Annotated in this window: 25 protein-coding genes; 18 read left to right on the top strand and 7 right to left on the bottom strand. The window is 68.3% G+C overall.

Annotated features, from left to right (window positions below; all coding sequences use genetic code 11):
• Window positions 1-23 precede the first annotated feature (23 nt).
• From thyX to M1L58_RS01495, 6 genes are all read left to right on the top strand, one after another.
• The gene (gene thyX / locus M1L58_RS01520) at window positions 24-776 is read left to right on the top strand and encodes an FAD-dependent thymidylate synthase (RefSeq protein ID WP_006359542.1); all 753 of its coding nucleotides are present in this window, start codon (window positions 24-26) and stop codon (window positions 774-776) included.
• Window positions 777-814: 38 nt separating this feature from the next.
• Window positions 815-1,720 carry a 4-hydroxy-tetrahydrodipicolinate synthase gene (gene dapA, locus M1L58_RS01515; protein ID WP_005197420.1) on the top strand — a complete coding sequence of 302 codons (906 nt, stop codon included), beginning with the start codon at window positions 815-817 and terminating at the stop codon, window positions 1,718-1,720.
• Complete coding sequence (locus M1L58_RS01510; RefSeq protein WP_248657574.1) at window positions 1,720-3,747, top strand: RNase J family beta-CASP ribonuclease; 2,028 nt, start codon at window positions 1,720-1,722, stop codon at window positions 3,745-3,747. Before dapA ends, M1L58_RS01510 begins: the two co-directional genes overlap by 1 nt.
• A 21-nt stretch (window positions 3,748-3,768) precedes the next feature.
• Window positions 3,769-4,401, top strand: a complete 633-nt coding sequence (locus M1L58_RS01505) for a TIGR03085 family metal-binding protein (RefSeq protein ID WP_040535886.1) — start codon at window positions 3,769-3,771, stop codon at window positions 4,399-4,401.
• 97 nt (window positions 4,402-4,498) lie between these two features.
• On the top strand, window positions 4,499-7,522 hold the full coding sequence (locus tag M1L58_RS01500) for a DNA translocase FtsK (protein ID WP_248657573.1): 3,024 nt from the start codon (window positions 4,499-4,501) through the stop codon (window positions 7,520-7,522).
• A gap of 238 nt (window positions 7,523-7,760) precedes the next feature.
• A complete protein-coding gene (locus tag M1L58_RS01495; RefSeq protein ID WP_248657572.1) occupies window positions 7,761-8,756 on the top strand; it encodes a TerC family protein in 996 nt (331 codons plus the stop codon).
• A 9-nt stretch (window positions 8,757-8,765) separates the two neighbouring features.
• On the opposite strand, the gene M1L58_RS01490 is transcribed toward M1L58_RS01495, so the two are convergent.
• Complete coding sequence (locus tag M1L58_RS01490; RefSeq protein ID WP_248657571.1) at window positions 8,766-9,044, bottom strand: YciI family protein; 279 nt, start codon at window positions 9,042-9,044, stop codon at window positions 8,766-8,768.
• 4 nt (window positions 9,045-9,048) lie between these two features.
• Window positions 9,049-9,624, bottom strand: coding sequence for an amino-acid N-acetyltransferase (locus M1L58_RS01485; RefSeq protein ID WP_248657570.1), 576 nt, complete (start codon window positions 9,622-9,624; stop codon window positions 9,049-9,051).
• A 170-nt stretch (window positions 9,625-9,794) separates the two neighbouring features.
• Between M1L58_RS01485 and pgsA the strand changes: the two genes are divergently transcribed.
• The 7 genes from pgsA to M1L58_RS01450 all read left to right on the top strand — a co-directional run bounded on the left by pgsA (window position 9,795) and on the right by M1L58_RS01450 (window position 15,089).
• Complete coding sequence (gene pgsA / locus M1L58_RS01480) at window positions 9,795-10,505, top strand: CDP-diacylglycerol--glycerol-3-phosphate 3-phosphatidyltransferase (protein WP_040535902.1); 711 nt, start codon at window positions 9,795-9,797, stop codon at window positions 10,503-10,505.
• Window positions 10,506-10,593: 88 nt separating this feature from the next.
• Window positions 10,594-10,932, top strand: a complete 339-nt coding sequence (locus M1L58_RS01475; protein WP_248657569.1) for a helix-turn-helix domain-containing protein — start codon at window positions 10,594-10,596, stop codon at window positions 10,930-10,932.
• A gap of 110 nt (window positions 10,933-11,042) precedes the next feature.
• Entirely contained in the window at window positions 11,043-11,864 is an 822-nt protein-coding gene (gene pspA, locus M1L58_RS01470; protein WP_006866464.1) for a phage shock protein PspA, read from the top strand.
• 10 nt (window positions 11,865-11,874) lie between these two features.
• Entirely contained in the window at window positions 11,875-13,068 is a 1,194-nt protein-coding gene (locus M1L58_RS01465; protein WP_248657568.1) for a glycosyltransferase, read from the top strand.
• Window positions 13,059-13,253: a DUF3046 domain-containing protein gene (locus M1L58_RS01460; protein WP_006866462.1), complete on the top strand. Its 195-nt coding sequence runs from the start codon at window positions 13,059-13,061 to the stop codon at window positions 13,251-13,253. Before M1L58_RS01465 ends, M1L58_RS01460 begins: the two co-directional genes overlap by 10 nt.
• 232 nt (window positions 13,254-13,485) lie before the next feature.
• Window positions 13,486-14,529 (top strand): recombinase RecA, encoded by a 1,044-nt coding sequence (recA, locus tag M1L58_RS01455; protein WP_006866461.1) that lies wholly within the window; start codon window positions 13,486-13,488, stop codon window positions 14,527-14,529.
• Between the two features lie 20 nt (window positions 14,530-14,549).
• The gene (locus tag M1L58_RS01450; RefSeq protein WP_154882630.1) at window positions 14,550-15,089 is read left to right on the top strand and encodes a regulatory protein RecX; all 540 of its coding nucleotides are present in this window, start codon (window positions 14,550-14,552) and stop codon (window positions 15,087-15,089) included.
• A gap of 27 nt (window positions 15,090-15,116) precedes the next feature.
• On the opposite strand, the gene M1L58_RS01445 is transcribed toward M1L58_RS01450, so the two are convergent.
• From M1L58_RS01445 to M1L58_RS01430, 4 genes are read right to left on the bottom strand one after another with little or no spacing between them, the layout of a single operon-like run.
• Complete coding sequence (locus tag M1L58_RS01445; protein ID WP_248657567.1) at window positions 15,117-15,995, bottom strand: amino acid ABC transporter permease; 879 nt, start codon at window positions 15,993-15,995, stop codon at window positions 15,117-15,119.
• Entirely contained in the window at window positions 15,992-16,669 is a 678-nt protein-coding gene (locus tag M1L58_RS01440) for an amino acid ABC transporter permease (protein ID WP_005197381.1), read from the bottom strand. The genes M1L58_RS01445 and M1L58_RS01440 overlap by 4 nt, the downstream gene beginning before the upstream one ends.
• Window positions 16,670-16,681: 12 nt before the next feature.
• On the bottom strand, window positions 16,682-17,713 hold the full coding sequence (locus tag M1L58_RS01435; protein WP_248657566.1) for a glutamate ABC transporter substrate-binding protein: 1,032 nt from the start codon (window positions 17,711-17,713) through the stop codon (window positions 16,682-16,684).
• Between the two features lies 1 nt (window position 17,714).
• Window positions 17,715-18,443 carry an amino acid ABC transporter ATP-binding protein gene (locus M1L58_RS01430; RefSeq protein ID WP_248657704.1) on the bottom strand — a complete coding sequence of 243 codons (729 nt, stop codon included), beginning with the start codon at window positions 18,441-18,443 and terminating at the stop codon, window positions 17,715-17,717.
• Window positions 18,444-18,586: 143 nt separating this feature from the next.
• On the opposite strand from M1L58_RS01430, the gene miaB reads away from it, so the two are divergent.
• Entirely contained in the window at window positions 18,587-20,131 is a 1,545-nt protein-coding gene (gene miaB / locus M1L58_RS01425; RefSeq protein ID WP_248657703.1) for a tRNA (N6-isopentenyl adenosine(37)-C2)-methylthiotransferase MiaB, read from the top strand.
• A gap of 39 nt (window positions 20,132-20,170) precedes the next feature.
• Window positions 20,171-20,788: an Rv2732c family membrane protein gene (locus tag M1L58_RS01420; RefSeq protein WP_248657565.1), complete on the top strand. Its 618-nt coding sequence runs from the start codon at window positions 20,171-20,173 to the stop codon at window positions 20,786-20,788.
• A 46-nt stretch (window positions 20,789-20,834) separates the two neighbouring features.
• Here M1L58_RS01420 and M1L58_RS01415 read toward each other — a convergent pair whose 3' ends face one another.
• Window positions 20,835-22,199, bottom strand: coding sequence for a DUF349 domain-containing protein (locus tag M1L58_RS01415; RefSeq protein WP_248657564.1), 1,365 nt, complete (start codon window positions 22,197-22,199; stop codon window positions 20,835-20,837).
• A 214-nt stretch (window positions 22,200-22,413) separates the two neighbouring features.
• Here M1L58_RS01415 and M1L58_RS01410 point away from each other — a divergent pair, with 214 nt between their 5' ends.
• The 3 genes from M1L58_RS01410 to dapF are packed head-to-tail and all read left to right on the top strand — an operon-like array spanning window position 22,414 to window position 24,988.
• Window positions 22,414-23,148: a hypothetical protein gene (locus M1L58_RS01410; RefSeq protein WP_248657563.1), complete on the top strand. Its 735-nt coding sequence runs from the start codon at window positions 22,414-22,416 to the stop codon at window positions 23,146-23,148.
• Entirely contained in the window at window positions 23,145-24,062 is a 918-nt protein-coding gene (gene miaA / locus M1L58_RS01405) for a tRNA (adenosine(37)-N6)-dimethylallyltransferase MiaA (RefSeq protein ID WP_248657562.1), read from the top strand. The genes M1L58_RS01410 and miaA overlap by 4 nt, the downstream gene beginning before the upstream one ends.
• A gap of 23 nt (window positions 24,063-24,085) precedes the next feature.
• On the top strand, window positions 24,086-24,988 hold the full coding sequence (gene dapF, locus M1L58_RS01400) for a diaminopimelate epimerase (RefSeq protein WP_248657561.1): 903 nt from the start codon (window positions 24,086-24,088) through the stop codon (window positions 24,986-24,988).
• Window positions 24,989-24,994: the final 6 nt, after the last annotated feature.

Below are 24,994 nucleotides of genomic sequence, written 5' to 3'. Positions count from 1 at the left end.
AAACGTCGAATGGAGGGGACTGCGTGTCCGAGTTGGTGCCGCTGAAGGTGCAGATGGTCGCCATGACCCAGTTCACCCCGCCCGAGGACGTGCCGTGGAGCACGGACGCCGAGGGCGGTGAGGCGCTCGTCGAGTTCGCCGGCCGCGCCTGCTATCAGAGCTGGGACAAGCCCAACCCCCGCACCGCCACCAACGCCGGCTACCTCCGGCACATCCTCGAGGTCGGGCACCTGTCGTTGCTCGAACACGCCTCGGTGACCTTCTACATCTCCGGGATCTCGCGCTCGTGCACCCATGAGCTGATCCGCCACCGGCACTTCTCCTACTCGCAGCTCTCGCAGCGCTTCGTGCCCGAACACGACTCCAACGTCGTCGCGCCGCCCGCGATCGTCGGCGACGAGCACCTCGAGGAACTCTTCACCGCCGCCACCGACGCGAGCCGCGAGGCCTACACCGAGCTCCTCGACGCGCTGGAGGCGAAGTTCGCCGACGTGCCGAACGCGATCCTGCGCCGCAAGCAGGCACGTCAGGCCGCGCGATCCGTGCTCCCTAACGCCACCGAGACCAAGATCGTCGTGACGGGCAACTACCGGGCATGGCGGCACTTCGTCGGTATGCGCGCCACCGAGCACGCCGACGTCGAGATCCGGCAGCTCGCCGTCGAATGCCTGCGGCAATTGATGCAGGTGGCGCCCACTGTTTTCGGCGATTTCGAGATCGGCACGCTCGCCGACGGGACCGAGGTCGCGACCTCACCGTTCGTGCTGGAAGGGTGAGACCCGTCACGGATACGGAGGCGGTAGCCTTTAGCACCATGAACGCAGTCCAGGAACCGCTGCACGAGCATCCCTTCGGGACGAACGTGGTGGCGATGGTGACCCCCTTCCGTCCCGACGGAAGTCTCGATCTGGACAAGGCCGCCGTCCTGGCCGACCACCTCGTGTCCAAGGGTTGTGACGGGCTGGTCGTGTCCGGCACCACCGGCGAGTCGCCGACCACCACCGTGCCCGAGAAGCTCGACCTGCTGCGCGTCGTGCTGGACGCCGTCGGCGACCGCGCCCGGATCACCCAGGGTGCCGGTAGCTACGACACCGCCGAGAGCGTGCGGTTCGCGATCGAATCGGAGAAGATCGGCGCCCACGGTCTGCTCGTGGTGACCCCGTACTACTCCAAGCCGCCGCAGGCCGGCCTGCTCGCGCATTTCCGGACCGTCGCCGACGCCACGGCACTTCCCGTGCTGCTCTACGACATCCCGCCGCGCTCGGTCGTGCCCATCGCCAACGAGACGATGCTGGCGCTCGCCGAGCACCCGAACATCCGCGGCGTCAAGGACGCCAAGGGCGACCTGCACTCGGCCGCCGGCCTCATCGCCACCACCAAGCTCGAATACCTCTCGGGCGAGGACGCACTCAACCTGCCGTGGCTGTCGATCGGTGCGACCGGCTTCGTCAGTGTGATCGGGCACCTGGTGCCGGATCGCCTGCGCGAGATGCAGATCGCGGTGGAGAAGGGGGATCTCGCCACGGCGCGGACCCTCAACACGTCGATGCTCCCGCTCGTCAACGCCATGGGACGCCTCGGAGGTGTCACGATGGTGAAGGCGGCGCTGCGCATTCTCGGACTCGAGGTGGGCGACCCGCGCCTGCCACAGGTGCCCGCATCCGGGCCTCAGATCGAGGAGCTGATCGTGGATCTACGTGCGGCAGGTGTTCTCGCCTGATGACCGACAACACCGGCAGCGACACCAACGGTTCCGAAGCGCGGATGCCGCGCACCCGACGCCGCGCCGCCTCCCGTAAGGCCGGACCGCCCAGTACGCCGCCGGTGTCTCCGGCAACGGCCGAGTCCGTCCCGGTGGAAGCGGTACCGGTCGACACGGTTCCGGCCACCACCGCGCCCGACGCGGTTCCGGTCCGCAAGGCCCCCGGGAAGGCGGAGACCGCACCCAAGCACGCCGGCAAGCCGAAGTCCGGATCGTCGTCCGGTGGTCGACGCGGCCGCCACGAACGCGGCGGCGACTCCCGCGGCGGCCGTCGGAACGAGCAGGCGGCCCCGGCGCCCGTCGATCGGCTCGGCACCCCGCGCCGCCTGCCCAAGGGCGGGCTACGGATCGTCGCGCTCGGCGGTATCGGCGAGATCGGCCGCAACATGACCGTCTTCGAATACGACGACCGCCTCCTGATCGTCGACTGCGGCGTGCTGTTCCCCGAGGATCAGCAGCCCGGTGTCGACCTCATCCTCCCGGACTTCCGCTACATCGAAGACCGCATGGACGACGTCGACGCGGTGATCCTCACCCATGGCCACGAGGACCACATCGGCGCGATCCCGTTCCTGTTGCGGCTGCGCAGCGACATCCCCGTCGTCGGTTCGAAGTTCACGCTCGCCCTCGTCGACGCCAAGTGCCGGGAGCACCGCCTGCGGCCGAAGCTCGTCGAGGTCACCGAGGGGGAGCGGACCACCCACGGTCCGTTCGACTGCGAGTACTTCGCGGTCAACCACTCGATCCCCGACGCCATCGCCGTGGCGATCCGCACGCCTGCGGGCGTCGTGCTGCACACCGGCGACATCAAGCTCGACCAGCTGCCGCTCGACGGTCGCCTGACCGACCTCGCCGGCTTCAGTCGCCTCGGCGACGAGGGCGTGGACCTGTTCCTCGTCGACTCGACCAACGCCGAGGTCCCCGGCTTCGTCACCCCCGAACGCGAGATCGGCGGGGTCCTCGACCAGGTGATCGGCAAGGCCAAGCAGCGCGTCATCGTCGCGTCCTTCGCCAGTCACGTACATCGCATCCAGCAGATCATCGACGTCGCGCATACCCACAACCGGCGCGTCTGCTTCGTCGGCCGGTCGATGGTGCGGAACATGCAGATCGCGCAGGACCTCGGCTACCTGTCGATGCCCGACGGGGTGGTCGTCGACATCGACACCGCCGCAACGCTTCCCGACCACCGCGTGGTGCTGATCTCCACCGGTTCGCAGGGTGAGCCGCTGTCGGCGCTGTCGCGGATGGCACGTGGCGAGCACCGCCAGATCAACATCCGTGCCGACGACCTCGTCGTGCTCGCGTCCTCGCTGATCCCGGGTAACGAGAACTCGGTCTTCGCGGTGGTCAACGGCCTGGCCAAGCGTGGCGCCACGGTGATCACTCAGCAGAGCGCGAAGGTCCACGTATCCGGCCACGCCTCGGCCGGCGAGCTGCTCTACCTGTACAACGCGGTGCGGCCGTCGAATGCGATGCCGGTGCACGGCGAATGGCGCCATCTACGCGCGAATGCGGCGCTGGCGGTCGCGACCGGTGTGCCCGAGGACCGCGTGGTGCTCGCCGAGGACGGCGTCGTGGTCGACCTCGTCGACGGTCGCGCCGAGATCGTCGGACGCGTCCCGGTCGGACACGTCTACGTCGACGGACTGTCGGTCGGCGACGTGGGTGAGTCGACCCTGTCCGAGCGTCTCGTGCTCGGCGAGGGCGGGTTCATCGCGATCACCGTCGCCATCGACGCGACGACGGGTCGCGCGGTCAGCTCGCCGGAGGTCTCCGGCCGTGGCTTCTCCGACGACCCGGATGCGCTCAAGTCGGCCGCCGACCTCGTTGACCAGGTCCTCGACTCGCTGGCCGCCGAGGGCGTCAGCGATGCGCACCGAATCGCACAGGGAATCCGGCGCGCGGTGGGCCGCTGGGTCTCCGACACCTACCGCCGTCGCCCGATGATCGTGCCGACGGTGCTCGCGGTCGGCGCCGACTAGTTTCTCGCTACTGTGGGCTGGGTGACCGGTGCACAGGAGGAACGAGCGGCTCTCGTCGAGACCATGAAGAAGGTGGGCCCGGATGCGCCCACCCTCTGTGAGGGCTGGACCACCCGCGATCTGTTGGCTCATCTCGTCGTCCGCGAACGACGCCCCGACACCGGGCCGGGCATCCTGATCCCGGCCTTCGCCGGGTACACCGAGAAGGTGCGGACCAAGGCCGCCCGGCGGGACTTCGACGAGCTGCTCGACGACCTCGCGTCCGGACCGCCGGTCTACTCGCCGTTCAAACTCGTCGACCGGTTCGCCAACCTCGCCGAGATGTTCGTCCACCACGAGGACGTGCTGCGCGGGGGAGCGGACCCGGAGGGGCGCTGGACGCCGCGGATGCTGTCGCCCGAACTCGAGGCCGAGCTGCGCACTCCGGTCACGTCGATGGCGAGGATGACGCTGAAGAAGATTCCCGCGCGCGTCACCCTGCGCACGACCGCCGGTGAGGACCTCGTCAGCGTCGGCTCCGGGAAGGACGTCGTCGTGACGGGATCGATCGGCGAACTCGTCCTGTTCGCGTTCGGACGCCGCCCCGTGGCGGTCACCTTCGACGGCGATCCGGATGCGATCGCCGCGGTTCGTGACAGTTCTCACGGCCTGTAGGTGTGTCGGCGATGCGGACGGGTAACAACTTCGACACATCGCCGTTATCAGTGTTGCCCGTGTGACTGAAGTGAACGCTGCCGACTAGTCTGTCGGTATGGCTTCGAAGGCAAGCACGGGTACGCGCACGTCCGCGTCTGGGGCGAGGACATCCGGCACACGGTCGGGTGGCAAGAGCACCGGACGGTCGACCGGGTCGGCTGCACGCTCGGGCGCGAGCCGGTCCGGCAAGAGCACCGCGAGCAGGGGCGGGGCGAGCAAGTCGTCGACCCGTACCGGTTCCGCACGCTCCGGTGCGGGCAAGTCCGGGTCGTCCCGCGCGTCGAACCGTTCCACGGGCACCGGATCCCGCACCCGGCAGTCCGCCACCGCGACGCCGCGTCGCCGGAACACCTCCGCGTCGGCCGAGTCGGTCGATCTCCACCGGCGTTCGGTGGCCGCCGCCGGTGCTTCCGCGGTGGGGAAGGGGATCGGCGCGGGCTGGTCGCTGTTCGCCCGCGGTGTCGGCAGCGCGGCCCGCGTGGGTTCCGGCGTCGGCCGTGGACCCCGCACCGAGTCGCGTTCGTTCGACGACGATGATTTCGACCTGGACGCCATCGACGCGGACGACGACTACGACGACGTGGACGCCGGTGGTGCGCCCGGTCCGCGTGGGCAGGCCTCGCGCGGTCAGGGGCACAGTCATCGCCGGGACGGCGTGGCACTAGGCCTGCTCGCGCTGGGTCTGCTGTTCGCGGCCAGTGTCTGGTTCGGTGCCGCCGGACCCGTCGGCGCCTTCATCGAGGCGCTGATCCGCGCGATCGTCGGCTCCGCGGCGGTCATCGTGCCGGTGGCGCTGGTCGTGGTCGCGATCATGCTGATGCGACGCCCCCCGGCACCCGAACGTCGTGGTCGCTACCTCGAAGGTGGTGCCCTGGTCGTGCTGCCGTTGCTGGGCATCATGCACCTCGTCGCCGGTTCACCGTTGGATCTGCCGGGCCGTTCGTCGGCGGCGGGTTTCGTCGGTTTCGCCATCGGCACGCCGCTCACCACGGGCGTCACCGCCTGGGTGTCGGTGCCGATCCTGTTGCTGTGCATGGCTTTCGGTGTCCTGATCCTCAGCGGACGCACGGTGCGTGAGGTCGTCGACGCCGCCGCCGGATACCTCGGACTGGGTGTGCCCGGCGCCGACGACGCGCCGTGGGAGAGCGACCTCGACTGGGATGAGGACGCCGAGAACTACGAGGACCCCGACTTCGGCGATCCCGCGGCGGGCGACGCCGACGACGATGCCGACGCCTTCGGTTCACGCGCGACCCGTCGCTCGTACTCGTCGAACCCGTACGACAACTACCCGCCGGACGAGACCCCGTCGCGGCCGGTGAGCCGATCGCGCCGCAAGCCGGCCAAGGTCGCCGAGGAGCCGATCGAGGAAGCGGTCACCGAGAACTTCGCCGACGCGTTCACCGAGCCGTTCGGGGACAACGCCGCCGACGAGCAGATGACCGAGGTCATCGAACCCCCGGCCCGGCCGGCAACTGCGCGTCGTACGACGCCGGCCGCCCGCCCGGCTCCCAAGCCGGCACCCGAACCCGAACCGGAGCCCGACCTCGACGACGAGGCGTTCGCGCCGTCGGAGCCGGCCGCCGAGGGCGACTACATCCTGCCGCCCCCGCACCTGCTGCTCGAGGGCGATCCGCCGAAGGCGGGCACCAGCGCCAACGACGAGATGATCGACCGGATGACCGGCGTCCTCGAACAGTTCAAGATCGACGCGGCGGTCACCGGCTACACCCGCGGACCGACGGTCACCCGCTACGAGGTCGAACTCGGACCGGGGGTGAAGGTCGAGAAGATCACCGCGTTGCAGCGCAACATCGCCTACGCCGCGGCGACCGACAACGTCCGCCTGCTCGCGCCGATCCCCGGCAAGTCCGCGGTCGGTATCGAGGTGCCCAACGCCGACCGGGAGATGGTCCGCCTGGCCGACGTCCTCAGCGCGCCGTCGACCCGAAAGGACAAGCATCCGCTCGTCATCGGTCTCGGCAAGGACATCGAAGGCGATTTCGTCAGCGCGAACCTGGCGAAGATGCCGCACCTGCTCGTCGCCGGTTCGACCGGTTCGGGCAAGTCGAGCTTCGTCAACTCGATGCTGGTGTCGCTGCTCAGCCGCGCCACCCCCGAGCAGGTCCGGATGATCCTCATCGACCCGAAGATGGTGGAACTCACCCCGTACGAGGGCATCCCGCACCTGATCACCCCCATCATCACGCAGCCGAAGAAGGCTGCCGCCGCCCTCGCGTGGCTGGTGGAGGAGATGGAGCAGCGCTACCAGGACATGAAGGCCTCGCGGGTTCGTCACATCGACGACTTCAACGCGAAGGTGCGGTCCGGCGAGATCACCACCCCGCTGGGCAGCGAGCGGGTGTACAAGCCGTACCCGTACATCCTCGCCATCGTCGACGAGCTCGCCGACCTGATGATGACCGCACCGCGCGACGTCGAAGAGGCGATCGTGCGCATCACCCAGAAGGCCCGCGCCGCCGGCATCCACCTGGTGCTCGCGACGCAGCGTCCGTCGGTCGACGTCGTCACCGGTCTGATCAAGACCAACGTGCCGTCGCGCCTGGCATTCGCCACGTCGTCGCTGACCGACTCGCGAGTCATCCTCGACCAGCCCGGTGCCGAGAAACTCATCGGCATGGGTGACGGACTGTTCCTGCCGATGGGCGCCAACAAGCCCATCCGCATGCAGGGGGCCTACATCTCCGACGAGGAGATCGCGGCCGTCGTCGACTTCACCAAGGAACAGGCCGAACCCGAGTACACCGAGGGTGTCACCGCGGCAAAGGCCGGCGAGAAGAAGGACATCGACAGCGACATCGGCAACGACCTCGACGACCTGCTGCAGGCGATCGAACTCGTCGTCTCCAGCCAGTTCGGCTCGACGTCGATGCTGCAGCGCAAACTGCGCGTCGGGTTCGCCAAGGCCGGACGCCTGATGGACCTCATGGAGACCCGCGGCGTCGTCGGACCGAGCGAGGGTTCCAAGGCGCGCGAGGTGCTCGTCAAGCCCGAGGACCTCGCCGGGGTCATCGCCTCCATCACCGGCGGCGGGGACGACGAGTCGGCCGAGGCGTGAGAACAGGCGGGCTGAAAACCGTCTGAGCAGGGATCACGGCGGCCGCCTGCCGGTATCCGGTAGGCTGGCCGCCAGATCCATGAGGGGAGTATCCCCGACGCGGCGTCTCCGTCAATACGGTGCCGATCCGCGGTGATGCCGATCATCGCCGCCTCGGTGACCCGGAGCGTCGGCCCCCGATGTTCCGGTGGGAGAGACCTCTGGCTCGTCAGTTGAAGCTGCCTGCTGGAGGAAAACTGTGGATGTCTCTGTATCCGTGTGGCTGATCACCGTTGCGGTGATCCTCGGATTGTTCGTGTTCGACTTCTTCTCCCACGTGCGCGTGCCTCATGCGCCGTCACTGCGGGAATCGGCCGTCTGGTCGACGGTCTACATCTCCATCGCCGTCGTCTTCGGTGTGTTCGTGTGGTGGAAGTGGGGCGGCACCTTCGGCGGGGAGTATTTCGCCGGCTACGTCACCGAGAAGGCGCTCTCGGTGGACAACCTGTTCGTGTTCGTCATCATCATGGCGCGCTTCGCCGTCCCGCCGGAGTACCAGCAGAAGGTGTTGCTGCTCGGCATCGTGATGGCCTTGGGCATGCGCGGTGTCTTCATCGCCGTCGGCGCGGCCGCGATCAACACCTACAGCTGGGTGTTCTACGTGTTCGGCGCGTTCCTGATCTTCACCGCGGTCAAGCTGATCCGCGAGAGCGACGATCCCGTCGAACACGAGGAGGAGCGTGAGAGCAGGCTCGAACGCTTCGTGAAGCGCTTCCTGCGCACTCATGACACCTACGACGGCGACAAGCTGTTCACCCGCGTCAACGGCAAGCGGCTCGCGACCCCGATGCTGATGGTCCTCATCGTCATCGGCTTCACCGACGTGCTGTTCGCCCTCGACTCCATCCCCGCGATCTACGGCCTGACCTCGGAGCCCTACCTGGTGTTCACCGCCAACGCATTCGCCCTGATGGGCCTGCGTCAGCTCTACTTCCTGCTCGGTGGCCTGCTCGACCGGCTCGTCTACCTCTCGGTCGGCCTGTCGATCATCCTCGCGTTCATCGGCACCAAGCTGGTGCTGCACGCCCTGCACGAGAACACGCTGCCGTTCGTCAACGGCGGCGAACACGTGAGCGTCCCGGAGATCTCGACGCCGGTGTCGCTGTCGGTGATCATCGGTGTCCTCGCGGTCACCACCGTCGCGAGCCTGGTGAAGAGCAGGTCAGCGATCGACAAGGATCAATCGCAGACCTGACGCGAGCCGTCAGAAGGGTCCGAAGACCTGATTCCACTCGTCGATCCGTACGGCGTCGACGGCCTGGTGCGCCTGGAACGGGTCGTTGGCGAGAAACGCCTCGGCGGCCTCGAGGTCGGCCGCGCTGATGATGATCAGCGCGCCCGACCCGTCCGGGTACGGACCGGCGACGAGCACATTGCCCGCCTTGTTCTCCTCGCCGAGCCATTCCCGGTGCAGCGGCCGGTGCTGGTCGCGGAGTGCGGCCTTGGCCGGACGGTAGGTGTACTGGACGGCGAAAAAGGGCATCTGCTCACTCCTGGGAGATGGTGGCCAGCATCCTGGTGTTACCCAGGGTGTTGGGTTTGACGTAACTCAGGTCCAGGAACTCGGCGACACCGGTGTCGTAGGAACGGCACATCTCCTCGAACACCTCCCGCGTGACCGGGGTGCCCTGGATTTCGCTGAAACCGTGCTTGGCGAAGAAGCTCGTCTCGAAGGTCAGCACGAAGACGCGGGACAGCTCGAGTTCGCGGGCGATCTCCATCAGCCGGCCGACGATCTTGTGACCGATACCGCGCCCGGAGAACGTGGGGTCGACCGCGACCGTGCGGACCTCGCCGAGATCGGCCCACAGCACGTGGAGCGCTCCGCAGCCCACGACCTCCCCGTCGAGTTCGCCGACCCAGAATTCCTGCACCGACTCATAAAGGGTGACGAGGTTCTTCTCCAGGAGGATCTTGCCCGCGTACTTGTCGATCAGTTCCTTGATGCGCGGCACGTCCGAGGTGCGCGCGCGCCGCACCACGACATCGCCAGTAGTCGGTTCGGGCGCAACGGGATCCGCCGTTGAGTCGGGGTCGGCGGGCTCCGGGGAGACGGGGGACATGGGAAATCACCTTAGTCCTCCGTCCGCGCGCGCGTCCCCGCCGACATGGCGCGCGTGCCGCGCGCAACGGCCCGGTTTACCTTCAGCACGGCGCGGGCCGATACCCTGTTGAGCGTGCGTATGAGAATTCCCGTGTATCGCGGAACACGTCCGCGCCCGGGGGTGTGCTCATGACCGATCGCATTCGGCGGGCCGTCGACGAAAAAGGTATCGCAAATGTGGGCCGCGGGCCGGACCACATCACCGATCCCGTCGACCCGGTCCCGGTGGTCAACATCGCCAACGCACTCACCGTCTTCCGGATCGTCTTGGTCCCGGTGTTCCTGGCGGCCCTGTTCATGGAGTCCGGTGAGTCCACGGTGTGGCGCACAGTCGCCACGGTCGTCTTCGCGGTCGCCGCCCTGACCGATCGGTACGACGGGCGCATCGCCCGGCGGCGCGGTCTGATCACCGATTTCGGCAAGATGGCCGATCCGATCGCCGACAAGGCCCTCATCGGTGGTGCGCTGGTCGGACTCTCGATCCTCGGCATCCTGCCCTGGTGGGTCACCGCGGTGATCATCGCCCGCGAACTCTGGGTCACGGCGCTGCGCTTCTGGGTGCTGCGACACAAGGTGATCCCCGCCAGTCGCGGCGGGAAACTGAAGACTCTTCTGCAGGCGGTCGCCATCGGTCTGTACCTGGCGCCCCTCGGCGGGGGATGGCAGATCGCCGCCGGCATCCTGATGGGTCTCGCGGTGATCGTGACCATCTACACGGGGCTCGACTACACCTGGCAGGCGGTCAAGGTGCGCTCCGGCGGGTCCGCCACCGACGCCCCCGATCCGGCCCCGGCGCCGCAGACGCGACGGGCCGTCGGAGGAACCGGCGCGGGCCGCTGAGTTCGACTACTGTCGGGGGAACCGTGGCCAGGGAACGTTCCGGCCGCGTGAGGCGTTGGCTGAGGAGTGAACAGGGAGAGGAGACTCGATGGCGATGCTCTTACGTGAGGCGCTCGGCGACAGCCTTCGTCGGGTCCGCACGCAGCAAGGTCGGACCCTGCGTGAGGTGTCCACCGGTGCACGCGTGAGTCTCGGTTACCTCTCAGAGGTGGAGCGCGGTCAGAAGGAGGCCTCGAGCGAGCTGCTCGCAGCGATCTGTGACGCGCTCGACGTCGAGATCGCCGACCTCCTCCTCGACGTCGGACACGCGATGCGTCCCGCCGAGACCGTGGCCCCCGAGGTCGCCGAGGCCGGCATCACCGCGACCAAGGTGGTCATCCCCGCACCTGCCGGACGCCACGACGCGACCGCACTGGCCGCTGCCTGATCCCCAGATCGTCCGAATGACCATTCGGCGTGCTGTGGCCCAAACGGGAACGCGCAGCCACTAGATTGGTCTGCACAGTTCTCAAACCCTTGAATGGAGTGACGTAGAGCATGGCGAACCCGTTCGTGAAGTTGTGGCGCTACCTGACGGCACTCGGTAACGCGAAGATCGACGAACACGCCGACCCGAAGGTCCAGATCCAGCAGGCGATCGAAGATGCTCAGCGTCAGCATCAGGCGCTGTCGCAGCAGGCCGCCTCGGTCATCGGCAACCAGCGACAGCTCGAGATGAAGCTGAACCGGCAGCTCGAGGACATCGAACGCCTGCAGGCCAACACCCGCCAGGCGCTGACACTCGCCGATCAGGCCGCAGCCGCCGGGGACACCCAGAAGGCCACCGAGTACACGAACGCCGCCGAGGCCTTCGCGGCCCAGCTGGTGACCGCCGAGCAGAGCGTCGAAGACCTCAAGTCGCTGCACGACCAGTCGCTGCAGGCGGCGGATCAGGCGAAGAAGGCCGTCGAGCGCAACGCGATGGTCCTCCAGCAGAAGCTTGCGGAGCGCTCCAAGCTGCTCAGCCAGCTCGAGCAGGCGAAGATGCAGGAGCAGGTCAGCGCATCGCTCAACCAGATGAGCGAACTGTCGGTCCCCGGCAACACCCCGAGTCTCGACCAGGTGCGCGACAAGATCGAACGCCGCTACGCCAATGCCCTCGGTTCGGCCGAGCTGGCGAAGAACTCGGTCCAGGGCCGGATGCAGGAGGTCGAGCAGGCCGGTATCCAGATGGCCGGCCACTCGCGCCTCGAGCAGATCCGCGCCAGCATGCGCGGTGACGCCCTGCCGTCCGCCGGTGCCACCGCACCGCCGCTGCAGAAGGGCCAGCCGGCGACGCAGGCCACCCCGCCGAACACCGAGCCGCCCGCGCAGAACTGATCCGCGGCGCGTGCATGTCGCACTGGTCGCGGGTTCTGATGCAGGACATGCCTTCCCGGCGTTCGCCCTCGCCGAGCGGTTCGTCTCGGCGGGGCACCGGGCAACGGTCTACACCGGACTGAACTGGTCGGATGCCGCCCGCCGTCGTGGCATCGACATCGCCGAACTCCCGGGCCTCGCGGCCACAGATGTCGACGACGACGCCGACGCCGGGGACAAGCTCAGCGCCCGTGCGGCCCGGATGGCGCAGTTGCTGGCGCCCGTGCTGTCCGATTCCGGCGCCGACCTCGTCGTATCCGACGTCATCACCGTGTGCGGGGGATGGGCGGCGCAGCTGAACGGCCTGCCGTGGATCGAGCTGTCGCCCCACCCGCTGTACCTGCCGTCCCGCGGACTACCGCCGATCGGTTCGGGCCTCGCGCCGGGAACCGGTCTGCGTGGCCGCCTCCGGGACGCGCTGATGCGCGCCGCGACCGCGACCTCCATCCGCAAGGGTGAACGGCAGCGTGCTGCCGCACGGGTGTCGATCGGTCTCCCCGCTGTCGACGACGGCCCGTCCGCGCGGTTCGTGGCCACACTGCCCGGCCTCGAGATGACGCGCCCCGACTGGCCCGCCGACACCCATCTGATCGGCCCGTTGCTGTGGGAACCCACCGACGACGTCTTCACCCGCCCCGATGGCGCCGAACCACTGGTCGTGCTCGCCCCTTCGACGGCCGAGACCGGCGCCGCCGACATGGTCGGCGTGGTACTCGAGGCGTTGTCCGAACGGGTACTGGGCCGTCGTGTCCGGGTGGTGGTCTCGGGCCTGCATCGGCCGTCGGCCGACGACCTCGCCCGCTTCGGCGGGAACGGACCCGCCCCGATCACCGCGGGACTCGGACGGCAGGACGAGGTGCTGGCCCATGCCCGAGTGCTCATCTGCGGCTCCGGGCACGGGATTCTCGCCAAGGCGATGACCGCCGGGGTGCCGGTGGTCGCGGTACCCGGTGGCGGCGACCAGTGGGAACTGGCCAACCGCCTCCAGCGTGCGGGTGCCGGCCGGTGGGTACGCCCGCTCACGGTCGCCGGTGTTTCCGAGGCCGTCCGCGCGGTCCTCGACGACCCCGGCCACACCCGGTGCGCCGAGCGGATCGGTGCGAGTGGCGCCGACACCGTGGACCCCGTGGCGGTCGCCGAACGTAGGGTGGGGCTGTGCGCCTGACCGAGTTCAACGAATTGATGACCACCGAATTCGGTGTGACCCGGGCGGATTCGATCCTGGTCGACCACGTGCTCACCGAGTTCGCGGGACGCACCGGTGCGCAGGCGATCGACGACGGCGTCGACCCGCGCGACGTCTGGGTCGCCATCTGCCGCGACTTCGACGTGCCGCGTCAGCGGTGGTGACGCGGCCCGCGTGTCACACTTGCCATCGAACACCTGTTCGTTCATTCTGGTGACCAGACGGAACCGAACGGACCGCCGCCGCGTCTGAGATATCGGGATCGACGAGGCAACATCACCGGCGCCGGGAGCGCCGGCAGGACTTGTCGGACCCACGCGATACCTTTCAGACATGAACGCCCGGACCGCACCGACCACCCGCCGGAAATCCGGCTCACAACCGAGGAGAACTCCCATGGCACCTGCGCCTCAAGACCGTGAGAAGGCCCTCGATCTGGCCCTCGCGCAGATCGACAAGAACTTCGGCAAGGGCTCGGTGATGCGCCTGGGCGAGGAGACCCGCCAGCCGATCGAGATCATCCCGACCGGTTCGATCGCACTCGACGTCGCCCTCGGTATCGGTGGTCTGCCCCGCGGCCGCGTCGTCGAGATCTACGGTCCGGAGTCCTCGGGCAAGACCACGGTGGCGCTGCACGCCGTCGCCAACGCCCAGGCCCAGGGCGGTATCGCCGCGTTCATCGACGCCGAGCACGCGCTCGACCCCGACTACGCCGCCAAGCTCGGTGTCGACACCGACGCCCTGCTCGTGTCGCAGCCCGACACCGGTGAACAGGCGCTCGAGATCGCCGACATGCTGATCCGCTCCGGCGCACTCGACATCCTCGTCATCGACTCGGTGGCCGCGCTCGTGCCCAAGGCCGAGATCGAGGGCGAGATGGGCGACAGCCACGTCGGTCTGCAGGCCCGCCTGATGAGCCAGGCGCTGCGCAAGATGACCTCCGCGCTGAACCAGTCGAAGACCACCGCGATCTTCATCAACCAGCTGCGCGAGAAGATCGGCGTGATGTTCGGTTCCCCCGAGACCACCACGGGCGGTAAGGCTCTCAAGTTCTACTCGTCGGTGCGCCTGGACGTGCGCCGTATCGAGACCCTCAAGGACGGCACCGACGCGGTCGGCAACCGTACCCGCGTGAAGGTCGTCAAGAACAAGGTCGCGCCGCCGTTCAAGCAGGCCGAGTTCGACATCCTCTACGGCCAGGGCATCAGCAAGGAGGGCTCGCTGATCGACATGGGTGTCGCGGAGGGCTTCATCCGCAAGTCCGGCTCGTGGTTCACCTACGAGGGTGACCAGCTCGGCCAAGGCAAGGAGAACGCCCGCAAGTTCCTGCTCGAGAACGTCGACATCCGCGACGAGATCGAGAAGAAGATCAAGGAGAAGCTCGGCATCGGCGCCACCGTCGATGCCGACGACATCGCACCGGCACCGGTCGAATTCTGATCGGTCCCACCTGATCCGATATGAACGAGGCATCAAGCCCCGAACGAACGGACCCCGAACGGACGCAGAAACAGGGACCCAGCGCATGGGACTCTGCACTGCGGCTGCTCGGGGTCCGTGCGCGTTCACGGCACGAAATGCGGGAGCGGTTGACTCGCAAGGGATTCGACACCGACACCATCGACGAGGTGATGGCGCGGCTCGACAAGCACCAACTCCTCGATGACACCGACTTCGCCGCGGAATGGGTGCGTTCCCGTTCGCTGAACTCCGGTAAGGGACGCGTGGCGCTGCGCCACGAACTCCGTACCAAGGGCATTGCCGAATCGATCATCGCCGAGACGCTCGCCGACATCGATCCCGACGACGAACGTGAGATCGCCGCCGGACTCGTCGAGCGGAAGCTGACACCGTCGGTCGTCGAACGGGTGCTCGCAGACCGTACCGAACGGGAGAAGACCCTGCGCCGGCTCGTCGGGTTCCTTGTACGCCGCGGCTATTCGCAGTCGCTGGCCTTCGACGTGGTGGGGGAGGCGCTCGGCGCCTTGCACGACGCCTGACGCCTCCCCGTCACGGGATCGATCGGATCAGAGCAAGTTCTCCGACGCGGCCTGCTCGGCCTTTTCCGGGTTCGCGGGTTCGGTCGCCCGGCTTCCCTGACGCAGTCGTCGTTCGACGTAGGTCGCCAGGTTCGACAGCCCGAAGTTGATGAGGATCATGATGATCGCCACCACGATCAGCGCCGGGATGTAGTTGCCGTAGCGCGAGGCCGACAGCAGGCCGCTGCGAACGACCTCCGAGTAGCCGATGATGTAGCCCAGCGCGCTGTCCTTCAACGCCACCACCATCTGCGAGATCAGTGCCGGCATCATCGCGGTGATCGCCTGCGGGAGCAGCACGATCCGCATCATCTGGCTCTTCCGCAGACCCAGCGCCATCGACGCCTCGGTCTGGCCCTTCGGCAGCGAGTTGATGCCCGAACGCAGGATCTCGGCCATCACCGACCCGTTGTAGAGGGTCAGGCCGGTGACCACCGCGGCGAACGCCAGCATCGACGACGGGAAGATGCCGTAGATGGCGAACAGGAACCAGGTGAACACCATCAGGATCAGCACCGGGATCGCGCGGAACACCTCGACGAACACGCCCGACACGGCGCGCACCCAGAGGTGATCCGACAACCGCCCGATGCCGAGGACGGCGCCGAGGATGAGCGACAGCACGATCGAGGCGGCTGCCGCGGCGAGGGTGCGCCACAGGCCGGGCAGGATGTAACCGGTCCAGGTGGACCAGGTGACGAACGGGCTCCACTTCTCGCCGGTGAACTGCTCGTTCGCGGCAAGTACGGAGATCACGTAGATCGCGACCGCGGCGAGGATCGCGATGAACAGGACCGCCGTCAGGCGGTTCCGGGTTCGTGCGCGCGGGCCGGGTGCGTCGTACAGGACAGTCGATTCGGCGCTCATCGTTTCACCGCCAGTCGCTTGGCGAGGTAGCCGAAGACGGCCCCCTCGGTGAGGGTGATGATCATGAAGCCCACGGCGATCACGCCGAAGATCACGAACAGCTGGTCGGAGAAGGTCTCGATCTCGGTCTTCATCAGGGCCGCCGCCTCGGCGACGCCGATGACCGACGCGACCGTGGTGTTCTTCGTCAGCGCGATGAGCACACTGCCCATCGGACCGATGACCGACCGGATGGCCTGGGGCAGCACGATGATCCCGAACACCTGGGTGAACGGCATGCCCAACGACCGGGCCGCCTCGGCTTGTCCGAGGGGCACCGTGTTGAAGCCGGACCGGAGCGTCTCACAGACGAACGTCGACGTGTAGAGGACGAACGCGAGCACCGCGAGCCAGAAGTTGTTGGACTTGATCGTCGGCGCGAAGGTCAGCCCCAGGTTCTGGTACAGGCCGATCGCGCAGAACAGCACGACGAGCGTCAACGGCGTGTTGCGGACGACGTTCACGTAGACGCTCGCGAAGCCGCGCATCACCGGGACGGGGGAGACCCGCATCGCGGCGAGGATCGTGCCCCAGACCAGCGAGCCGATCGCCGAATAGAAGGTCAATTGGATGGTCACCCAGAAGGCGGGCCACAGCTGGGGGCCCATGCTCTCCCACAGAGAGGCGTCATTCATCGATTACTCCTCTCACTCGAGTCCGGGCGGGCACGGTGTGGACGGTGAATCGAGGAACTCGAGGTCACCGGGGTCCGGCAGATAGGGGAACTTGGAACCGGGACGGTCCGCGCGGGCGATGATCTCGTCGACGTACTCGTTGCCGAGTGCCTCGCGGAGATCGGCGTTCCATGGCGACTCGACGCCTTCGACGGGGGTCAGCATGGTGTCGAGGGCCTTGTTGATCGCATCGACTGCGGCCGTGTCGTTCAGGGCGACACCGACGCCGTAGCGTTCGGTGGAGAACGGGCTGCCCGCCGTCTTCAGCGCGTCCTTGACGCAGGCGTCCTTGAGGTAGGTCATCTCGACGAGCTTGAACTCGTCCTTCCAGAAGTTGGAGTAGCCGGCGAGAATCGCCTCGTCGGTTGTCAGCGCGTCGACCTTGCCGCGGCGGAGCGCCTCGACGCAGGCCGAGTAGGAGTCGTACTCCTGCAGCTGCACTGTCGGCAGCTGTGCCTTCACGTTCTGCGCCGACGTCGAGCCGGTGACCGAACACAGCTTTTTGCCGTTGTCGAGGTCGGCCAGCTCGGAGATCGAGTTGTCGTCGGCACGAACCATCAGGCCCTGATAGGTCTGCAGGTAGGGGCCGCCGAACGAGACCTTCTTGGAACGGCTGGCGTTGATCGAGTAGGTGGCGGCGATCAGGTCGACCTCGCCGTTGTCGATCATCGCCTCGCGACGGGCGGACGGCGTCTCGCGCCAGGTGATCTCCGGGTGATCGACGCCGAGGTCGTCGGCGATGGCGTTGACCACGTAGGTGGCGACCGACGCGTCGAAGCCGGTGACGTTGCCGTCCGGCTCGTACAGGCCGAGGCCGGGCTGGTCGAACTTGACGCCGAGGATCACCGATCCCTCACGGATCGAGTTGAGCAGGTTACGGGGCTCGGTGCTGCCGCAGCCTGCGAGGAGTCCGGCGAGCAGCGCGATGACGGCTACGACCAGTCCGGCGCTGCGCCATCGGGACACCTGCGGGCGCGTGTGGTGTGTTTCTCGACTCATCCGCATCTCAGTGCCCCAGGATCTTGCCGAGGAAGTCGCGTGCTCGGTCGGTCTTGGGGTCGGTGAAGAAGGTGTCGGGTTCGGCATCCTCGATGATCGCGCCGTCGGCCATGAAGATCACCCGGTCGGCGGCCTTGCGGGCGAAGCCCATCTCGTGGGTGACCACGAGCATCGTCATGCCCTCCTTGGCCAGGGAGACCATGACGTCGAGGACCTCGTTGACCATCTCGGGGTCGAGCGCGGAGGTCGGCTCGTCGAACAGCATGACCTTCGGGTCCATGGCGAGGGAGCGGGCGATGGCGACGCGCTGCTGCTGGCCGCCGGACAACTGTGCGGGGTATTTGTCCTTCTGGCTGGCGATGCCGACCCGCTCGAGCAGTTCCAACGCGCGCTTGTTGGCCTCGGCCTTCGACTTCTTGCGCACCTTCATCGGGGCAAGGGTGACGTTCTCGAGGATCGTCTTGTGTGAGAAGAGATTGAAGGACTGGAACACCATGCCCACGTCGGCGCGCAGGCGTGCGAGGTCCTTGCCCTCGGCGGGCAGGAGCTGACCCTCGACCCGGATTTCGCCCTCGTCGATCGGCTCGAGGCGGTTGATGGTCCGGCAGAGGGTGGACTTGCCCGATCCGGACGGACCGAGGACCACGACCACCTGTCCGGCGGGAACCTCGAAGTCGATGTCCTTGAGGACGTGCAGCGAACCGAAGTGCTTCTGCACCCCGCGCATCGCGATCATCGGCTGGGACCCGGGGTCCGCGGACTTGCTCGGCGAAACGGTCATTCTCGAACCCTAACCAAATTCGTGCCGAACAGCGGTACCGGTCACGCCGAGTCGGCGATTTGCGTCGGCACCGTACCCTGGTAGGAGTGAGTATCGAGTTGTCGGATCGGCCTGACGAGGCTGCATCAGCCCAGTCACCCCGCAGCTACCAGGTTCGAACCTACGGCTGCCAGATGAATGTCCACGACTCCGAACGCATCTCCGGGCTCCTCGAGGACGCGGGATATGTGCGTGCCGGCGAGGACGACGACGCCGACCTGGTCGTCTTCAACACCTGCGCCATCCGCGAGAACGCCGACAACAAGCTCTACGGCAACCTGTCGCACCTCGCACCGGTGAAGTCCCGGCGTCCCGGCATGCAGATCGCCGTCGGCGGCTGCCTCGCGCAGAAGGACAAGGACACCGTCATCTCCAAGGCGCCGTGGGTCGACGTCGTGTTCGGCACCCACAACATCGGTTCGCTGCCGGCGCTGCTCGACCGTGCCCGCCACAACGAGGAGGCGCAGGTCGAGATCCTCGACTCCCTCGAGCGCTTCCCGTCGACGCTGCCCGCCAAGCGTGACTCGGCCTACTCCGGCTGGGTGTCGGTGTCGGTGGGCTGCAACAACACGTGCACCTTCTGCATCGTGCCGTCGCTGCGCGGCAAGGAGGTCGACCGCCGTCCCGGTGACGTGCTGGCCGAGGTCGAGGCACTCGTCGACCAGGGCGTCGTCGAGGTGACGCTGCTCGGGCAGAACGTCAACGCCTACGGCATGTCCTTCGCCGATCCCGACCAGCCGCGCAACCGTGGCGCCTTCGCCGAGCTGCTGCGTGCCTGCGGCGACATCGAAGGACTCGAACGGGTCCGGTTCACCTCGCCGCACCCCGCCGAGTTCACCGACGACGTCATCGAGGCGATGGCCGAGACCCCCAACGTGTGCCCGCAGCTGCACATGCCGCTGCAGTCCGGTTCCGACCGCATCCTGAAGGCGATGCGACGCAGCTACCGCCAGACCAGGTTCCTCGGCATCCTCGACAAGGTCCGCGCCGCGATGCCGCATGCGGCGATCACCACCGACATCATCGTCGGGTTCCCGGGGGAGACCGAGGAGGACTTCCAGGCGACCCTCGACGTCGTCGAACGCGCGCGGTTCTCCAGCGCCTTCACCTTCCAGTACTCGCCGCGCCCCGGAACCCCGGCCGCCACGATGCCCGACCAGGTGCCCGCCGACGTCGTCGGCGAGCGCTACCAGCGACTCATCGCGCTGCAGGAACGAATCTGCTTGTCGGAGAACGAATCCCTGACCGGCACCGAGGTGGAGCTGCTCGTCGTCGCCGACGAGGGGCGCAAGTCCGCCGAGACCCGGCGCATGACCGGTCGCGCGCGTGACGGACGCCTGGTGCACTTCGCGCCCGGTGACACCGCCGGCATCCGCCCCGGCGACGTGGTCCACACCGTGGTCACCGCCGCCGCGCCGCACCACCTGATCGCCGACGCCGGGGTGCTCTCGCACCGCCGCACGCGTGCCGGCGACGCCTACGAGCAGAGCCGCACGCCCACCACCGCCCCCGTCGGCGTGGGCCTCGGCCTCCCGACCATCGGCGCCCCCGCCCCCGCCCCCGTCCCCGCGTCCGCCGACGCCGGATGCGGGTCCTGCGGTTAGAGCGCGCCACCAGACCCACCCGTGAGAAGAGGCGATGACATGTCCGAGAACCCGGACCGCACACCCGGCGTTTCCGACAAGGACGCGTTCAAGGAGTACGAACAGGACCTGAGGAAGGCCGAGCGCAAGGTCGCCGGTGAGATCGACCCCGGCGCCCGCGCGGTCGTCGTGGCCATCGCCGTCCTGCTGGCCATGGTGTCGCTGGTCCTGCCGCACACCGGTTCGGTGACCGGCCTCGAGGTGCTGTCCTTTGCGCCGGAGGCTGCGGCCGAACGGGTCACCATCGTGTCGAAGATCTTCGTCTACCTGGTGGCGATCTTCGGCATCGTGGTCTCGATGCTCGCGCTGCTGACCCGCCGCTGGATTCTGGCGTGGATCGCGTTGTGCGGCTGTGCCATTGCGTGCGTGGCCGGGATGCTCGCCTGGTGGTCGCGCAACACCCCCGGCGTCGGTGGCGTCCAGCCCCCGTCGGGAGTGGGCATCGGTCTGGTGCTCGGCTGGATCTCGGTCTTCGTGCTGGCCTTCCACTGGTCACGCGTGGTGTGGGCGCGCTCGTCGTACCACCTGGCGATGGAGGCCGAGCGTCGCCGTCAGGCCGCCGAGCAGGAGGCCTACGCCTCGGCGCTCTACCACAAGGACCCCGAACAGCCGAAGTAGTCGGCGGCCCGGGGCCCTGGGTGGTCGGTTGTGACGGGGGGTTCGCTCAGCGGTCGGTGACGGCGCTGTGCGCGGCCTCGGCCCATTCGCGCCACTGCGCGGCCTGTTCACGCAGCGACGCGGCCTCGCGGTCCTTGCCCTTCTCGGCGGCCTTGCGGGCATGCTCCTCGAATTGCGCGGCACGGTCGGCGAACTGTGCCGCCCGCGCCTGGGCCTCCGGGTCGGTGCGCTGCCACTGCGCGTCCTCGGCATCGCGGATGCGCTTCTCGATGGCCCGTGCGCGTCCTTCCAGGGAGTGCATCTGGTCGCGCGGGACCTTGCCGATCTCGTCCCACTTGTCACGGAACGACCGGAACTCACGACGCGCCGCCTCGAGATCGGCAGCCGGGTCGATGGCCTTCTCGGCGGCCTCGAGCAGCGCGATCTTGGCGGTCGCGTTGGCCGCGAACTCGGCGTCGCGTTCGGACGTGGCGGCGTTGCGGGCGTTGAAGAAGACGTCCTGGGCGGCCTTGAACCGCTGCCAGAGGGCCTCGTCGGTGTCGCGGGGCGCGCGACCGGCCGCCTTCCACTCACCCAGCAACTCGCGGAACTTGGCCGAGGTGGGGCCCCAGTCGGTCGACGACGACAGTTCTTCGGCGCGGGCGATCAGCGCTTCCTTGCGTTCCTTCGCCCCGGCGCGCTCGCGGTCGAGTTCGGCGAAGTGGGCACCTCGGCGGCGGTTGAAGGCATCGCGGGCCTTCGCGTAGCGCTTCCACAGGGCGTCATCGGTCTTGCGATCGATGCCCTTGATGGTCTTCCACTCGTCGAGGATCTCGCGGAGCCGGTCGCCGGCGCCCTTCCAGTTGGTGGCCTCGGCACCGATCTGCTCGGCCTCGGCGGCGAGGGTCTCCTTGCGTGCGATGGCGGTGGCGCGGGTCTTCTCGCGCTCCGCGCGCAGCGACTCGGCGACCTCGTCGGCGGAACCGACGATGGCCTCGAGTCGACGCTGCAGGGCGGCGACATCCCCGATGACGTGGGCGTTCGGCAGATCGTCGAGCAGGTGCTTGGCGGCGGCCTGGGCCTTGCGCGGGTCGCCGGAGCGTGCGCTGAGACGTTCCTCGAGGATCTCGACCTCGGTCGCGAGGTCGTCGAAGCGGCGGGCGAAGTGGGCGAGCCCCTCTTCGACGGTGCCGGCCTGCCACTGGCCGATCTCGCGTTCGCCGTCGGCGGTCTTGAGCCACACCACACCCGAGGAGTCGATGCGACCGAATCGGTGCGGGTCGCCGGCACTGATGTGCGTGATGACGGGTTCGTGCGGTCCCGGTCGTGGGCCGGGCTTGGGGCGCGGACCGGGTTTGGGGCCGGGTGTGGGGACCGGAGTGCTCGTCTGCGGCGCCTCGGTGGCCGTGGAGGGGTCGGTCGGGTGGGTCATCTGCACATGTCCTGCCGCTCAGTGGTGCCGCGCGTCACGGCTGCCGGTCGCTGGGTCGGTTCTCGCGGGGCATCGTAACGCCCCGGCGACAGCCGACAGTACGGATCCATTCAAGCAGTTCAGGCGCGTGTGTGTGGCGTGCGCGGCGACTTACCGGAATCCGTGTCGGGGTTCGGGCGTCGGTCGCGATGTCTGGTTCGACTAGCGTCGTGGTGTGCTTGCGGCCGTCGTCTTCGTACCGAGTGCCCCGTTGCTGGTACCCGAACTGGCCGGTCCGTCGGCGTTCGACACCGAACCCGTGCGGTCGGCGGTGCGGGATGCCCTCGCCGATACGGCGTCGAGCGGGATCGATCGCTGGGTCGTTCTCGGCGCCTCCGACGACCCGGTGACCGGCCAGGTGGAAGAGTCGGGGTCGGGTAGTTTCGCCCGGTTCGGGGTGGATGTCCGGGTGAGCGTGAGCGATCGGACCGGCCCCCGGATGAGTCTGTCCGCCCTGATCGGGGCCTGGTTGCGGGAGTGGGCGTCGCTGGGGCCGACGAGCATGTGGATCGTCGGCCGGGAGACCTCGCCCGCCGAGTGCGCGGTTCTCGGCGCCGATCTCGGCGCACGGCTGGAGGAGTCCCCGGAGCGGATCGGACTCCTCGTCGTCGGCGACGGCTCGACCGCGTTGACCCCCAAGGCACCGGGCGGTGGCCGACGGGACTCCGCGGTCGCGCTCAACGAGTCGATCGTCGCGGCCATCGGGGCCGCCGACATGCGGGCGCTCGCAGCCCTGCGACCCGAATCCTGCGATACGGAGGGGATCGGCGGCCGGGTCGCGTGGCAGGTCGCCGCCGCCGCGGTGGAGAGCTGCGGTTCGGGCGTCGTGCCGAAGACGAGCTACGCCGACGCCCCGTTCGGGGTCGGGTACGTCGTCGCCGCGTGGACCGTTTCCGGTGACCGGTCATGAGCGACCAGCCGGCACTGCGGCCGATCATGGTCGTCGGCCCGACCGCGTGCGGGAAATCCGACCTCGCCCTCGACCTCGCCGAGCGTCTGGGCGGGGAGATCGTGAACATCGACGCCATGCAGCAGTACCGCGGCATGGACATCGGGACCGCCAAGGTGCCGCTCGACGAACGCCGCGGCATACCGCATCACCAGATCGATGTCCTCGACGTGACCGAGGTGGCCACCGTCGCCCGATACCAGCAGGCCGCGACCGCGGACGTGGAGCGACTCCTCGACGCCGGTCGTGTCCCGGTGATCGTCGGCGGCTCGATGATGTACATCCAGGGGCTGCTCGACAACTGGCAGTTCCCGGCGACCGATCCCGAGGTCCGCGGCCGGTACGAGGAGATGCTCGCCGAACGCGGGGTCGCCGAGATGCACCGGCTGCTCGCCTCGGTCGATCCCGCTGCTGCCGCAACGATTCTCGACACCGACGGCCGGCGGATCGTCCGCGCGTTGGAGGTCGTCGAACTGACCGGGCAGCCCTTCGCGGCGTCGCAGCCGACGATCGGCGAACCCCGGTGGGGAACCGTGATCCTCGCGCTCGACCGGGAGACGGCCGAACTCGACGACCGGATCGCGCGGCGTACCCGGCTGATGTTCTCCACCGGTCTGGTCGACGAGGTCGAGGGCCTGTGCGCGGCCGGACTGCGGGAGGGCCGCACGGCCTCGCAGGCGATCGGCTACAAGCAGGTGCTCGCCGCCCTCGACGGCGAATACGACATGGCCCAGGCCGAGGAACTCACCTTCGTCGGCACCCGCCGGTATGTGCGCAGACAGCGGTCGTGGTTCCGCCGCGATCACCGTGCCGTTTGGCTCGACGCCGCCGCCCCCGACCTCGCCGACCGAGCCCTCGAGGCCGCCGCCGTGTGATCCACGCACCGAGAAGTAGTCTGGTGCGCGTGAGTTCCAACCCAACCGGTCTGCGCTTCGTCAAGGGTCACGGCACCGAGAACGACTTCGTCGTGCTCGCCGACCCGGCCGCCGAGCTGTCACTCGACGCCGAGATGGTCGCGGCACTGTGCGACCGGCAGCGGGGCATCGGGGCGGACGGTCTGCTGCGCGTGGCGCGCACGGGTGCGCTCGTCGAACGCGGTGTTATCGACGCCCTGCCCGACGGCGTTGCGGCCGACGACTGGTTCATGGACTACCGCAACGGCGACGGCTCGATCGCCGAGATGTGCGGCAACGGTGTCCGGGTCTTCGCCCACTTCGTCCGCGCGACCGGACTCGCCGACACGGACACCTTCACGGTGGGCTCGCGCGCCGGAGCCCGGCCGGTGATCATCCACTCCTTCGACGATGTGCACGCCGAGGTGACCGTGGAGATGGGCATCGCCCGTCTCGACGGCACCTCTGTCGTGCGCATCGGCGACGACATCTACCCGGGTGCCAAGGTCGACGTGGGCAACCCGCACCTGGCGTGTGTGGTGGCCGATCTCACCGCCGAGGCCCTCGCGGCCGTCGATTTCACCGCCGGTGTGGTCATCGAGGCCGACGACTTCCCGAACGGGGCCAACGTCGAACTGTTGACCCCGCCGGTCGAGGACGTCGACGGTCGTCTGTACGCGCGGATGCGGGTCTTCGAACGCGGCGTCGGCGAGACCCGCAGCTGCGGAACAGGCCTGGTCGCGGCCACGCGCGCGGCTCTCGACGCGCGCGGACAGGACGCCGGTGAGCTGCGCATCGGCATCCCGGGCGGGGAGGTCACGGTGACCATCCGGACCGACGGCTCGACCCTGCGCGGCCCGTCGATGCTGGTCGCCGACGGCGTCCTGCGACCCGGCTGGGGCCGCTGAGCCGAT

The organism is Gordonia sp. C13 (assembly GCF_023218005.1).
Lineage (GTDB): Bacteria > Actinomycetota > Actinomycetes > Mycobacteriales > Mycobacteriaceae > Gordonia > Gordonia namibiensis.
This window is presented reverse-complemented; position numbering and strand designations above follow the sequence as displayed.